Here is a 13,331-nt window from a genome sequence, read left to right on the forward strand (position 1 = left end):
TGCGTCACGCATCGCAACGCGGACCGGCTGTGCGGCCGAGAACTGCGCAACCGATCGCAGTCGCAGCGCACCACCTGCACGGGCCTCCGCAGTCGCAGCACCGGCACCGCCCGGACGACGGCATGAACCCCGGCCCTTCCCCGACCGAGACGGCCGCGGTGTGCGTGCTCGCCGCCGCCCTGCCCGGCTGCGCACTCGGCGACCTGCCTCGCGAGCTCACTCCGCTCGCCGACGACCTCGGCGCCGCAACCGCCGGCCGGACCACAACCGCCCGCACCACCACCCACACCGACCGAGCGCCACCGCGCCCCGGCGCTCCCTCGTGCCGGGGCCGGGTCTTCGAGGAAGTAGTTCTCGCACACCGCCGCCCGGCGAACGGGGCAGGGCGCAGCCCGGCCGGTCCCGGGGAAGCAGGGGGGGTGTTCCGCGGGGCCGGCCGGTGGGAGGACAGCACAGCGCCGGGGGCCGGGGCGTGGCTGCTCTGCTCGGCGGCCCGGTGGTGCTGTGGTGGGGCCGCCGTGCTGGGAATGCTAAGCCGTTGATGCTGTGGTGAAAAGTGCCCTGACCTGGGATTTTTCGGCCGCGGACATGCCATCCGAGGACGCTGGACCGGATGCGTCAGAGCCACTGTCCCGGCCCGCCGGGTCGGCCCGCCTCTGCTCCGGACGAGCGCCCCGGCGAGGTATCTGTCAGAAGTTCCGAGCCCACTCGGCCCCACCACTCGATCGGGTGAGGCCCGAAGGTGCCCGCCAGGCTGGGGCGGGTCGGCAGCGGCGAAATGAACTCCCCGGTTCTTCCACCGCCGGCCCTTCGGAACCGGACCACGGCCAGGCGCGTCCCGGATTCGGAGACAGCAGTGATCATCTTGGGGGCGACATGGAGTCGGTGAAGGACCGGAACAGGGCCGTTGGCTGTGCGTGGGCGTTGATACGGGTGCTGGCGGCGTTGGTCTTCGCAACGGGCGGCCTTCTTTTTGCCTCGGCCCGCGTCCGAGCGACGTGGCACTGGTGCCTGACACAGGACCATGAGCCCGACCCCGACGGGTTCATGGCCTTCATGGCAGCGTGGGCCATCATGATCGTCACGCTGCTCGTGCTCGGCGCGGTGGTCCATGATCTGCCGAAGGGTCGCTGGTACCTGCTGCCGGCCATGGCTGCCGCGGCTGCCGTTCTGAGCTGGCTCTACGTGATCGGGATGGGCTCCCCCGCCCCACTGGAGCCGGGGGAGCCGCAGGAGGCCGCGTGCTGGACGATGCCGACTTTTCCCTTCCTCGGCTGAGCCGTCGATCCACCCCGGAACAGTGGGGCCACGCCGTCCGCGCCGCCCGTCGGTGGCCCCTTTCCCCGGTCGCCGGAGAGCGGGCCGCGGTCAGGCGGCTTCGTACTTGAGGGCGGGGCCGAGCAGGAGGCCGCCGTCGATGACGAACTCCGAGCCGGTGGCGAAGGAGGCATCGTCCGAGGTGAGGAACAGCAGGGCCCGGGTGATGTCCGCGGGCTCGCCCAGGCGGGGGATCGCGAACGGCTCGGCCGAGTAGAAGTCGGAGATCGGGGTGTCGCTGCCGGAGGCGGGCTCGGTGATGAACGGGGTGGCGATGACGCCGGGGTGGATGGCGTTGACGCGGATGCGGTCGCGGCCCAGGTCGAGGGCGGCGGTCCTGGTCAGGCCGCGGACGGCCCACTTGCTCGCCACGTAGGGGGCGTACATCGCGGTGCCGCCGACGCCGGAGGTGGAGGCGATGTTGACGATGACACCGCCGCCGTTGCGGCGCAGCGAGGGGGTCGCCGCCTTGATGCCGAGGAACGTGCCGGTGAGGTTGATGCCGAGGATGCGGTCCCACACGCGCTGGTCGGTGGATTCGACGGGGGCGGCGGGGTTCTGGACGCCGGCGTTGTTGACCAGGACGGAGAGCGGGCCGAAGCGGGCCTCGGTCGCGGTGATGGCGGCGTTCCAGGAGTCCTCGTCGGTGACGTCGAGGTGGACGGCGAGGGCCCGGTCGCCGAGTTCGGCGGCGAGGGCGGCGGCTCGGTCCTCCGCGATGCCGGCGATCACGACGTTGGCGCCTTCCGCGTGGTAGGCGCGGATGTGGCTGGTTCCCTGGCCGCCGGTTGCGCCGGTGACGAGCACGGTGTGGTGGTTGAAGCGTTCCATGGCGAGTCCGTTCTCAATGGCGAGTCGAGTGACTCGTCTCGCTTTCGACCGTACGAGGCGGAACGATGGTGAGTCAAGTGACTCACCTCGCCTAGGATGGTGCCCATGACCACCGAACCGTCGGCCTACCACCAGCGCGTCGCCGAGGAGAAACGGACGGCGATCCTGCGCGCGGCCACCCGTCTGTTCCTGGACTCCGGGTACGACCGGACGCCGCTGGCCAAGATCGCCGAGGCGGCCGGGGTGTCGAAGGCGACCCTGTTCAAGCAGTTCCCGACCAAGGCGGCGCTTTTCGACGCGATCGTCACCGCGTCCTGGCAGGCGGGGGACGGGGACGAGGACGCCCCGCCGCCGGGCGACCTCCGCGCCGGCCTGACCCTGATCGGCCGACGCTACGTCGCCCTGCTCACCCGTCCCGACATGGCCGACCTGTTCCGGATCGTCATCGCCGAGCTGCCACGCTTCCCGGAACTCGCCGAGTCGCAGTTCAACCGCGGCAAGATGCCCTACTTCGACTCGGTGCGCCGCTATCTGGAGGCCGAGCGCGACGCAGGCACGATCCGGCTGGAGGATCCCGAACTGGCCGCGACCCAGTTCCTCGGCATGGTCTCCAACTACGTCTTCTGGCCCCGGATGCTCCTGCCGCACTGGGCCCCGGACGGTGCGGCCGTCGAGCGTGTCGTCGACGAGGCCGTCCTGATGATGGCGGCCAGGTACGCCGCGACCTGAGGCTGTGCGCCCCTCCCTCCCGCCCGCCCGCCCGCACGCACGCCGTCCGGGCTCCGGCGACGAGAGGGAGGGCCGCATCGGCGGGTATCGCTCAGCGGTCGGCGAGCGCCCGGATCTCGCCGGCGATCAGCTCGGGGTCCTCCTCGGCCATGAAGTGGCCGCAGGTCACCGTGCGGTGCTCCAGGTCGTCGGCCCAGGCGCTCCACAGGCTCCGGGCGTGGTAGCCGAGCGCGGCACCCCAGTCCTGCTGGAGGACGGTCACCGGCATGGCCAGCCGGTTGCCCGCCTCCTTGTCGGCGGTGTCGTGGTCCACGTCCACGCCGGCCGAGGCGCGGTAGTCGGCGACGATGGAGGGCACGGCCGCCGCGGACGCGGCGAGGTAGTGGGCCCGGACGTCGGCGGGGATCGCCTCCGGGTCCTTGGTCCAGGCATCGAGGAAGTAGGAGAAGAAGGTGTCGGCGGCCCCCTGGATCATCTCCTCGGGCAGCCCCGGGGGCTGGGCCATCAGGTAGAGGTGGAAGCCGACCGCGGCGGAGACCCCGTGCAGGGCGTCCCACATGTCGAGGGTGGGCAGGACGTCGAGGAAGAGGGCGTGGGAGACGGTGTCCGGGTGATCCATGGCAGCGCGGAAGCCGACGAGGGCGCCGCGGTCGTGGCCGGCCAGGACGAAGCGCTCGTGCCCGAGTGCGGCGGCGAGGCGGACGACGTCCCGGCCCATGGTCCGCTTGGAATAGACCTCGGGACCGGTCTCGGCGGGCCGCCCACTGGCGCCGTAACCCCGCAGGTCGGGACAGATGACGGTGTGATCGGCGGCGAGGTCCGCGGCGACGTGCCGCCACATCAGGTGGGTCTGCGGAAAGCCGTGCAGCAGGACGACCGGGCTGCCCGCGCCGCCGACGGCGGCGTTCAGGGTGACGCCGTCGTCGACTCGCACGCGGTGCTCGGTGAAACCGGGGATGCTCGGGGGTGTCACAGCGACTCCTGTGGCTCGTGGCAGAGTGGGCGGTCCGGACCCGCGGTCCGGACCGCCCGGGAACGTCACCCAGGTTGCGGGCCCCGGATCAGCGATCGATGAGTGGACACACGGCACCCGCCGGAAACGGCGCCGTCCGTGGGAGGACGTGGGCGTGGACATGGGGTTCGGGCTGCTGGGACCGGTGGCGGCCTGGGATGCGGACGGCACACCGGTTCCGCTCGGAGCGCCCCGCCACCGCGAGGTGCTCGGGCGGCTGCTGATCGCGCGAGGCCGGGTGGTACCGGTCGGCCGACTTGTGGCGGACCTGTGGGTGGACCACCCTCCGGCGGGTGCGGTGGGCGCGGTCCGCACCTTCGTGGCAGCGCTGCGCCGCGCCCTGGAACCCGGCCGCCCTCCACGGCAGCCGTCCCGGCTGCTGGTCACCGACGGCCCCGGCTACGCCTTGCGCGCCGGACGCGGGGTGGTGGACGCCTGGCGGTTCGAGGACACCATCGCGCGGGCCGCCGAGGCAGCGCCCCACGCGGCCGTGGCCCTGTGGGACGAGGCGCTCGCTTGCTGGCGGGGGCCGGCGCTGGCCGATTTCCCCGCCGCCGCGTGGACCGCGGCCGAACGGGCCCGGCTGGAGGCCCTGCGTCTGGACACGGTCGAGCAGCGCGCCGACGCCCTGCTGGCAACCGGTGCCGCCCGCACCGCCGTCGCCGATCTGCGGGCCCATGTCGCCGCCCACCCCGAACGGGAGGACGGCTGGGCCCTGCTGGCCACCGCGCTCGACCGTGCCGGGCGGCGCGGGGAGGCCCTGGAAGCGCTGGACCAGGCCCACGAAGCCCTCACCGGCAAAGGCAGCGGGCGCGGCCCCGGGAGCGTACTGGCGCGCACCAAGGCGCACATTCTCAGCGGTACGGCGGATTCCGCGGCCGAACCGGCCGGGGTGACCGACAGCCTCTGGGACCGGGCGGCGGCCTCATGGGACCGCTCGGTGCCCGCGCGGTCGAAGGCCCGGCTGCACGCCACCGCCGGCCTGCTGCGCACTCTCGCAGTGACCGGCCCCGACGGCCTGGAGGAGGCACGGCGGCACCGGCGGGATCTGGTCGCGGCAGCCGAGACGACCGGTGACACCGACCTGGCCGCAAGGATCATCGGCTCCTACGACGTCCCGGCGGTATGGACCCGCGCCGACGACCCCGACGGCGCCGCCGGACTGTCCCGGGCCGCCGCCCGGGCCGCCGCCCGGCTCGGCCCCGACGGTCCGGCCGCGCTCCGCGCCCGGCTGCTGTCCGTCGTGGCGGTCGAGTCCCGGGGTGACGCCACCGCCGACGCGCCGCTTCCCCGGGCGGCCGGCGCCCCCGTCACCGAGCCATGGCGGCTGCGCGCCGAACGCGCCGCCGAGGAGGCCGTCCGGCTCGCCCGACGCCTGGGCGACCCCGCGCTCCTCGCCTTCGCCCTCAACGGAGCCTTCATGCAGTCGTTCGCCGACTGCGGATCGGCTTCCCGCCGGAACGCCCTCGGCGGTGAACTGACCCGTCTGGCCGTCGAGCACCAGCTCCCCGGGCACGAAGTCCTGGGCCGCATCGTCCGTCTCCAGGCGCTAGCCGGACTCTGCAGCTTCACCGAGGCGGACGCCGAGGCCGAGGAGATCGACCGGCTCGCGCACCGCAACGAACGCCCGCTCGCCGCAGTGTTCACCGCCTGGTACCGGGCCCTGCGCAGCAGCGAAACCGAAGGCTGGCCGGCCGCCCGCCCCCTGTACGCACAGGTCCTGGCGGAGACCGCCGACTGCGCCATGCCCGGCCTCACCCGGGGGGCCGCCGTCCTCGTCGCGCTGGGACCGACCATGCAGGGTGACGCCCTGCCCGATCCCGGCGACTTCGCCCACCTCGACCCCGGCCCCTACCGGCCCTGGCTCGACCCCCTGCTGCTGGCCGCGTCAGGCGCCACCGAACAGGCCCGCCAGGCACTGACGGATGTTCCCCGCCCCCCGCACGACCTCCTCCAGGAGGCCCTGTGGTGCGTACTCGCACGAGCCGCCGCGTCCGTGGGACATCTGCCGGTCCTGCGCCGGGCCCGGAAGGAACTCGCCCCCGCCGGGGCCGAGTACGCCGGAGCCGGCAGCGGTCTGGTCTCCTTCGGCCCGGTCGCCCGCCACCTGGCCGCCGCCGACGCGGCACTCGGCGTGCACACCCCCTCCTCCACCGGATCGGCCGACGGCAACGCGTAGGAGAGGGTCACGATGGCCGGGGACGGCCCGGCCGGGCTGCCGAGGAACTCTTCCATCGCCGGGACGAAGTCGCCCGAGGACAGGCCGTGCAGGTAGAGCAGTGGCGGGGGCCTCGGCGATCTTCGGGGATTTGCGGCACCAGGGCGGCAGGATCACGGAGGAGAACCGCTTGCCCTCACGGCCGGCCGGGGTCCTCGGCCTTCAGGCGGTGAGGTGCCGGGTGGCGGTGTCCTCGGTGGGGGCCGCGGAGGGGATGCCGTGCTGTTCCTCTTCGGGGCGGCCCTTCCTGGGCAGCAGGAAGGTGATCGCGAGGAAGGCCGCCAGCAGGCACGCCTGGACGATCAGAGCACGGTGAAAACCGCCTGTGAAGTCGCCGCTCCTGGCCCGGGCGAAGAACACCGACCCGAAGACGGCGACGCCGATGGAGCCGCCGACCGCCTGGACTGCCGACAGGACGCCGGAGGCGGATCCGATCTCGTCGTCGTCGACCGCGGCGAGGATGAAGCTGAACAGGGCGGCGATCACCATCCCGGCGCCGATGCCCGCCACCGCCACGCCGGGGACGATGTCCCGGATCGAGAACGAGGCTGCGTCGAGGCCGTCGAGTTCGAACCACAGCACCACGGCTCCGATCAGCTGGATGACGGGGCCGATCTGCAGCACCTTGCGGCCGATCCTGTCCGCGAGGAACGCGCCGCTGACGGCACCGCCGATCGCGGTTCCCAGCGCGAGCGGCAGGTTGCCGAGCCCTGCTTCGCCTGCGGTGAAGTGCCGGCCGATCTGGAGGTAGAGGGTCAGCACGAGCTGGGTGCCGATCAGGCCGCCGAAGAACAGGGCGATGCCGCCGAGTCCGACGGTGAAGGCGGGCTTGCGCAGCAGGCCCGGTGTCACCAGCGGTTCGCGTCCCGCCGCTGCCGTCCGGCGCTGCTGCACGGCGAACAGGGCGAACCCGATCGCCGAGGCGGCCGTCGACAGCCAGGTCCACAGCGGCCAGCCGTCCTCCTGGCCCTGGTTCAGCGGCAGTACGAGCAGGGCGCAGGACGCCACGGCCAGGGCAGCGCCGGTCGTGTCGACGCGTACGGTGCGGTCGCCCGGCTTCTTGGGGACGAACCTCGCGGCGACGATCAGTGCGGCGATGCCGGTGGGCAGGTTGACCAGGAACACCGGCCGCCAGCCGAGGCCGAAGAAGTCGCCTTCGACGAGGAAGCCGCCGAGGACGGGGCCGATGATGCCGCCCAGGCCCAGGACGGGTCCGAAGATCGCGAAGACCTTGGTGAGCTCGGGGCCGGAGAAGTTCTCCCGCAGCAGGCCCAGGCCCTGGGGCAGGAGCATCGCCCCTGCGGTGCCCTGCAGCAGGCGGAAGGCGATCAGCGATTCGATGTTCGGCGCGATGGCACAGAGCAGCGAGCCGGCGGTGAAGGCGGTCAGGCCGATCAGGAACATCCGGCGCCGGCCGTAGCGGTCGCCGAGCCGGCCTCCGAGGACCAGGCCAGCGCCCAGGGTGAGGGTGTATCCGCCGATCACCCACTGCAGGCCGACCGGGCCGGCTCCCAGTGACCTCTCCAGGTCCGGTCCGGCGACGTTGACGATCGAGGCGTCGAGGAGGTCCATGATCTCCGCGACGAGCATCGCGACCAGGATCAGCCAGCGCCATCGGTAGGGCTCGGTCGTTTCGTCAGGGGTGGTGGAAGGGTTGCCCACGCGAGATACCTCCATGGTGAAGTAGTTCCATGGCGAAGGTAAAGTGGGGACGGTAGGTTGTCAAAAGCGGGCCACGCGGACCGCGCAGGCACGAAGGGCGGAGGGCCGGCATGGAGGAAGCCGTGGACGACGGTGTCGCGGAGCAGCGGGAGCGGTTGACGGAATCGCTGAGGGTCTACGGCGGCCACCACGCGGAGCTCGGCCGGCGCTTCGCCGCGTGGCTGGGGCTGCACTCCACCGACGCGACCGCGGTGCTGGAGATCGCCGCCGCCGAGGAACGCGGCGCCCCCCTGTCGCCCGCCCGCCTGAGCGAGCGGATCTCCCTGTCCACGGGAGCCACCACCGCGCTGCTGAACCGTCTCGAAGCGGCAGGCCACATCACCCGCGCCCGTGAACACTCCGACCGGCGCATCGTCACCCTGCGCAGCGGCGGGCACATCCACGAACGCGCGGACGAGTTCTTCGGCCCGCTCGCCCACCGCCTCGACACCGCGATGGCGCACTACCCGCCCCAGCTCCTGGAACAGTTCGAGGCGTTCATGACCGACCTGAACACCACCCTGGACAGCCACCTCAGGGAGCAGAGCGCACACACCCGCACCGCCCCGACCGCCGGTGACCCGGGTGGGTGAAGGCAAGGGGACGTGAAGTCAGGGCTTGCCGCCGCCCGGTTGACCGGCCCTCTGCCGGCAGAACCCGGCACCTTCACCGATTACCCCAAGGAAGCCCCGACACCGAAACCCCTGAAGCGGACACCACGGAACAGCTGAACCCTCGCCCCGGGCGGGGCGCGGCCCGGGGCCTGAGCGGTAGTGATGAGCGGGGAATCGACGGGCCGCCACCCGAGGAGTCCTGGGGGCCGGAGGCAGCGGAGTTCCCCCGCCCGGAACGCAGCGGCCCGGCGGCCGGAGACGGCTCCCCCGGACACCGCCTGCCTGGACACCGCCGACTCGACGGCGACGCCGGGCTCGGCCGGAACAGCGGTACGGGCGATACGGGTTGGACCCCTCTCACCGGAGTTCGACCAGCCTCGGCGAAGTTGAGCGAGTGCCCCTCTGCAGGTGAGTACGGGTACTCACGTGCGGAGGGGCAGCTTGATCACAAACTTGGCGCATGACACGACGCCCCGCCCTGCCCGGCACGGTTGCCCGCTTCCCGTTCCGCCCGCTGACCACGGTCGCGATGACCGCTCTTGCCACCCTGTCGCTCGCCGCGTGCGGAACCGGGACGGCAGGCCCCGCCGGACCGACAGGCACGCCCGCCGGCGCCGTCGGGGCCGGGCCCGGCCTCACCGAGGTACTGGGCATGGTCGAGCAGTCGTGCCCCCCGAGCGCCCCGCCCCAGGGGCCGCCGGCCGGCCCCGCGCACACGCTGCCGCCCGGCGTCGGCGTACCGCCGGACGTCGAGCCCCTCGCCCCCACCGCCGGCCCGGAAGCGGAGCTGAACGCCCGCGACTGGTGCGCCGCCTCCCTCCACGAGGAGCGCATCGCCCAGGCACTCGGAGATCTGACGGACCCCACCCCCGGCAAGGTCAGGACGATCCTCAACCACCTCGGCTACCCCGACGACCGCATCCACGACCTGAAGCAGTCCGGCGCGAGCACACGGTTCTTCCTCGACCTGCGCGACAACGGCGGACGACTCTGCCTGGAAGGCTCGGCAGCCGCCAAGGACACCGTCGTCGACAAGTGCGTGGCCCCACCGTCGGGCCCCTTCACACCCGGAGAACAGAAGCAGGCACCACCGGCCTGACGTGACACGCCACAGCACCCGGCGCACCAGGGACCACGACAACACGGCCACCACCCCGACCGCGGGACCGGCGCAGCCGGCTGACCCGGCGCCGGCCGGGACGGCCCTGAGCCGGCGGCCACCGCCCCGGGGCGGGCGGGGCGGGCGCCGACGGCCGGCCGGGACCGAATGGTGGCCTGACGGTTGACCGGTCTCATCGGAGTCCGACCGGCTGTCGGCGGGGGCTGGCATCGTGTGCGTGGTACGTACGCCCCCGTAGAGACCGGAGCCCGAGGATGCTGCCCGCCGTTGCCGACCGCGACGAGTCCGCCGCGCTGATCATCAGAACCGACTTCGGCGACGAGGCGGCCTGGCAGGCCGTGCTGGCGGAGCTGTCGAAGCCGTGGCAGTTCGACAGTGACGACGTCGAGCCCTACCTGCACGTCGTCGATGATCCGGCCTGGGCAGGAGCGACGGCCGACGACGTGATCACCGCACTCTCCGGGAACGAGGACCTGAGCATCGTCTACCTGGCCGACCGCGTCACCATGAACGACCACGACCACGCCCTGCTGGCGGTGGCCGTGCTGACCAGGGAGGAGTGCGAGAGCGACGAGGAGTTCGAGGCGAACGGCGGAGCGGTCCGCACCGTCCCCTCCGGCATCGGCGACATCCACGCCAACCTGTCGATCGCCAACCTCGACTTCGCAGACGTCGTCGATGCCGCCCAGGCCGACCCCGCCGGCATCTTCCGGTCCTTCCAGAGGCTCACCGAAGCCGCGGCCGAACTTCGATGACGGGTCAACGGTTGTCGCCCGACAGGCGATCTTGACTGCTTGACGCGGGACAGGGCTGCCGACAAGCATGTCGGTCGCCGCCCGACCGGTATCCGCAAGCGTCGACGCTCGGGGCCACCCGATGGCGGGCGGGCGGGAGCAACGGCAGCCGGACAACAGGCGGTTGGGGTGTGCGCATGCGAAACGTGATTGCGGTCGTTGCGGCGGCCACCACCGGGATTGTGGTGTGGATCCTGCTGGGCCGATTCGGGGCGGTCGGATGGGCGGTGCCGTTCACCGTGCTGTGTGTGGCCATCGAGCTCCGCCGCAGGAGATCCGAGGCAAAGTCACCGGCTGCCGAGGACGTGGACAGCAGTACCGGACAGGATGCTGACGGGACCGGCCAGGACCGTACCGGCGGCGGCAAATCCTGACAACGGCGGAGCCGGGGACACCAGCTCTCCGCCCACCGGACGGCGGCCAGGGGCAGCGGTGCCAGCCGTCCCGATGCCTGCTGAACGCCGCCCGCGGGCGGAATTTTACTGAAGGAACGTCAGGAAACTTCTTCTGCACGGTGTTTGCTGTCAGCCTCCGCTCGGACGAACGTGTCGGACCGGGGGGTTGCGCATGTGGTGGACGGTGGGCTGGGTGCTGGTGTCGGCAGCGGCGTGGTCGCTGTGGGCGGTACTGAAGCGGGTGCCGCCCGCGGCCGGGGAGCCGGGCCGGCCGCCGGTCGGGGTGCTGGCCCTGATGTGCGGCGGGCCGCCACTGGTGCTCAGGATCGCGGTGGAGGCCCTGACCCTGGACGGCTACGTGCACCGGGGCGAGAAGGGGCGCCTGCACCACACCGGTGCGCAGGGACGCCCCTGGGACCGCGACTTCGCGGCCTTCGCCGAAACCTTCCGCACCCCGGTGATGCCCCTGGCCGTGAAGGACCGCGAGGAGGCCCGCACCATGGTGACCGACCTGCGCCGCCGTGCTCAGGACAGCGGCCTGGTGCACGGCCGGCTCCGCGCGGTGGGGCTCCCCGCGGGCCTGTTGGTGGGTGCACTGGCCGGCGGCATCGTGGTGGCACGGCTGTCCGGACTGCCGGTCGTCCTGTGCGCTTTCATGGCAACGTTCATCGCCGCCGAGTGGGAACCCCCGACGCGCCTGACCCCGGCCGGTGAGCGACTCATCGGCGAACTGCGCGAGATCCACCCCGACCCCGGCCGTGAGGCCATGAAGGCAGCGGGCTCGCGTGAGCGCGCCCTGCTGACGGCCATCCACCACCACGATGACGGGAGACTCGGCAGGCTGCAGCAGGGCTGGTTCCCGCGGCGAGGCCTGCCGGGCACGCACACCGGACCGCCCCGGCCGCGGAAGCCGTGAACCCGTCGCACGGCCACGAACGGATCGAAATCCTGCGGGAACTGCAGTTGCAGTTCCCGCAGGATTTCGATGACGGCTGTGGCGGCCGTCCCCAGGACGTCAGGTCCAGGACGTCAGGTCGGGGACGTCAGGTCGGGGACGTCAGGTCGGGGACGTCAGGTCGGGGACGTCAGGTCGGGGACGGCCGCCACCGGCGTGGGGCGGGCCGGATCCATGTCGCCGGGGTCATGCGGTGCCGCGGGTTCGGCGCACCAGGCCTGCCACGACGTCCGTGAGGACGAAGGCGGCGAGGGTGACGCCGAGGACGGGCAGCGCCCAGCCGAGCACCACCACCAGCGGGATGCCCGTGATGAGCAGCGGCAGGGGGACGGTGCGCCAGGTGCCGCGGGCGGGCGGGGTGCCGAACCGGGAGCTGCGGTCGGCCCGGGTGGGGCGGCGCTGCCACCACATGCGGTAGCCCCAGAGGGTGATGAGGATCAGGCCGACGGCGATCGCGGCGAGCAGGATCTGGTTGACGAGGCCGAACAGGACGCCCATGTGGCCCTGGACGCCGAGCTTGCTGAGCTTGGACAGCAGGGGGTATTCGGCCCAGCGGGTGCGGGCGGTGACGGTGCCGGTGGAGGTGTCGACGGCGACCTGGTCGTAGTGGACGGGCCAGGTGTTGTCCTTCTGTGCCACCGTCCAGGCACTGGCGGCGTGCGCGGGCGGGGTGATCTGGACGATGCCGCTCAGTCCGGCGTCCCGGGCGACGGAGAGCGCCTTCTGGAAGTCGGCCGGGCCGGGGTCGGCCGTGGCGGTGCCGGCCTGGTGCTCGGCGTGTTCCGCGTGTTCCCCGCCGCCGGCCGTTCCGCCCGGCTCGGCGTTGGGCAGTGCGGTGTTCAGCTCGGGTGCGTGGCCGCGGGTGGCGTCCAGGAGCCGGCCGAAGCGGTCACCGGCGTAGTGGGACCAGGTCATGCCGGTGGCGCTGAGGAACAGCAGGCCCAGTGCCAGCCAGATGCCGGTGGCGGCGTGCCAGGAGCGGGTGCGGCGCACGCCGCGGGCGGTGCGGTCGGGCAGCAGTACACCGCGGACGGTGGCGGCGCGGCGGCCGCGGGCGCGGCCGAGCCACAGGACGAGCCCGCCGCCGACGATCACCCACAGCCAGGACGCGGCGACCTCCGAGTAGAGGCGGCCGCCCTCGCCGAGGTGGAGGTTGCGGTGCAGGTCGTCCAGCCAGGTGGTCAGCGGTGTGGAGCCCCACCAGGTGGTCAGGTCGCCCTTGACCCGGGCGGTGTAGGGGTCGACGAAGACGGTGCGCTGCTTCTCGCCGAGTTCGGGCAGCGACAGCACCACGCGGGTGGTGTCCTCCGGGCCGGGCGGGGTGACGACCGCGGCGAGCGTGCCGTCCGGGTACGCCTGGCGGGCGGCGGCGATCTGCTCGGCCAGCGGGCGCACGGTGCCGCCGGGGTGGTCGACGGTCAGCCAGTTCTCGTAGACGAGCCGGTCGAGCTGCGGGGTGAAGGTGTAGGCGAGGCCGGTCACGGCGACGACCAGCAGGAACGGGGCGACGAACACGCCGGCGTAGAAGTGCAGGCGCACCAGCAGCGCCCGCACGCCCGCCCAGGACCGTTCGGGGTGGGGCGGTACCTGGTCGGGCGGCAGGACGGGGGAAACGGGTTCCGTGGTGGAGGACATGTCTGCTCCA

At 72.7% G+C, this 13,331-nt stretch carries 12 protein-coding genes and 1 pseudogene; 8 read left to right on the top strand and 5 right to left on the bottom strand.

The features are described from left to right. The first annotated feature begins 876 nt into the window (after positions 1–876). Positions 877–1,278, top strand: a complete 402-nt coding sequence (locus SNE206_RS27020; RefSeq protein ID WP_407916108.1) for a hypothetical protein — start codon at positions 877–879, stop codon at positions 1,276–1,278. Between the two features lie 90 nt (positions 1,279–1,368). Here SNE206_RS27020 and SNE206_RS27025 read toward each other — a convergent pair whose 3' ends face one another. Beyond that, on the bottom strand, positions 1,369–2,148 hold the full coding sequence (locus SNE206_RS27025) for an SDR family NAD(P)-dependent oxidoreductase (protein WP_407916109.1): 780 nt from the start codon (positions 2,146–2,148) through the stop codon (positions 1,369–1,371). A 105-nt stretch (positions 2,149–2,253) separates the two neighbouring features. Here SNE206_RS27025 and SNE206_RS27030 point away from each other — a divergent pair, with 105 nt between their 5' ends. Then, positions 2,254–2,877 (top strand): TetR/AcrR family transcriptional regulator, encoded by a 624-nt coding sequence (locus tag SNE206_RS27030; RefSeq protein ID WP_407916110.1) that lies wholly within the window; start codon positions 2,254–2,256, stop codon positions 2,875–2,877. A gap of 91 nt (positions 2,878–2,968) precedes the next feature. On the opposite strand, the gene SNE206_RS27035 is transcribed toward SNE206_RS27030, so the two are convergent. Then, positions 2,969–3,850, bottom strand: a complete 882-nt coding sequence (locus SNE206_RS27035) for an alpha/beta fold hydrolase (protein WP_407916111.1) — start codon at positions 3,848–3,850, stop codon at positions 2,969–2,971. Between the two features lie 160 nt (positions 3,851–4,010). On the opposite strand from SNE206_RS27035, the gene SNE206_RS27040 reads away from it, so the two are divergent. After that, positions 4,011–6,068: a BTAD domain-containing putative transcriptional regulator gene (locus SNE206_RS27040; protein WP_407916143.1), complete on the top strand. Its 2,058-nt coding sequence runs from the start codon at positions 4,011–4,013 to the stop codon at positions 6,066–6,068. A gap of 5 nt (positions 6,069–6,073) precedes the next feature. On the opposite strand, the pseudogene SNE206_RS27045 reads toward SNE206_RS27040, so the two are convergent. Together SNE206_RS27045 and SNE206_RS27050 are read right to left on the bottom strand one after the other, a co-directional pair. Further along, a pseudogene (locus SNE206_RS27045) lies at positions 6,074–6,245 on the bottom strand (IS256 family transposase); the annotation flags it as partial. A 24-nt stretch (positions 6,246–6,269) separates the two neighbouring features. Continuing rightward, positions 6,270–7,784 carry an MFS transporter gene (locus tag SNE206_RS27050; RefSeq protein ID WP_407916112.1) on the bottom strand — a complete coding sequence of 505 codons (1,515 nt, stop codon included), beginning with the start codon at positions 7,782–7,784 and terminating at the stop codon, positions 6,270–6,272. A 95-nt stretch (positions 7,785–7,879) separates the two neighbouring features. Here SNE206_RS27050 and SNE206_RS27055 point away from each other — a divergent pair, with 95 nt between their 5' ends. From SNE206_RS27055 to SNE206_RS27075, 5 genes are all read left to right on the top strand, one after another. After that, positions 7,880–8,401 (top strand): MarR family winged helix-turn-helix transcriptional regulator, encoded by a 522-nt coding sequence (locus SNE206_RS27055; protein WP_407916113.1) that lies wholly within the window; start codon positions 7,880–7,882, stop codon positions 8,399–8,401. A gap of 481 nt (positions 8,402–8,882) precedes the next feature. Then, positions 8,883–9,521 carry a hypothetical protein gene (locus SNE206_RS27060; protein ID WP_407916114.1) on the top strand — a complete coding sequence of 213 codons (639 nt, stop codon included), beginning with the start codon at positions 8,883–8,885 and terminating at the stop codon, positions 9,519–9,521. 275 nt (positions 9,522–9,796) lie between these two features. Continuing rightward, complete coding sequence (locus tag SNE206_RS27065; protein ID WP_407916115.1) at positions 9,797–10,297, top strand: DUF6924 domain-containing protein; 501 nt, start codon at positions 9,797–9,799, stop codon at positions 10,295–10,297. A gap of 176 nt (positions 10,298–10,473) precedes the next feature. Next, positions 10,474–10,710, top strand: a complete 237-nt coding sequence (locus SNE206_RS27070; RefSeq protein ID WP_407916116.1) for a hypothetical protein — start codon at positions 10,474–10,476, stop codon at positions 10,708–10,710. 193 nt (positions 10,711–10,903) lie between these two features. Then, complete coding sequence (locus tag SNE206_RS27075; RefSeq protein ID WP_407916117.1) at positions 10,904–11,647, top strand: hypothetical protein; 744 nt, start codon at positions 10,904–10,906, stop codon at positions 11,645–11,647. 225 nt (positions 11,648–11,872) lie between these two features. On the opposite strand, the gene SNE206_RS27080 is transcribed toward SNE206_RS27075, so the two are convergent. Then, entirely contained in the window at positions 11,873–13,321 is a 1,449-nt protein-coding gene (locus tag SNE206_RS27080) for a PepSY-associated TM helix domain-containing protein (protein ID WP_407916118.1), read from the bottom strand. Positions 13,322–13,331 lie beyond the last annotated feature (10 nt).

Source organism: Kitasatospora sp. NE20-6, from assembly GCF_045862635.1.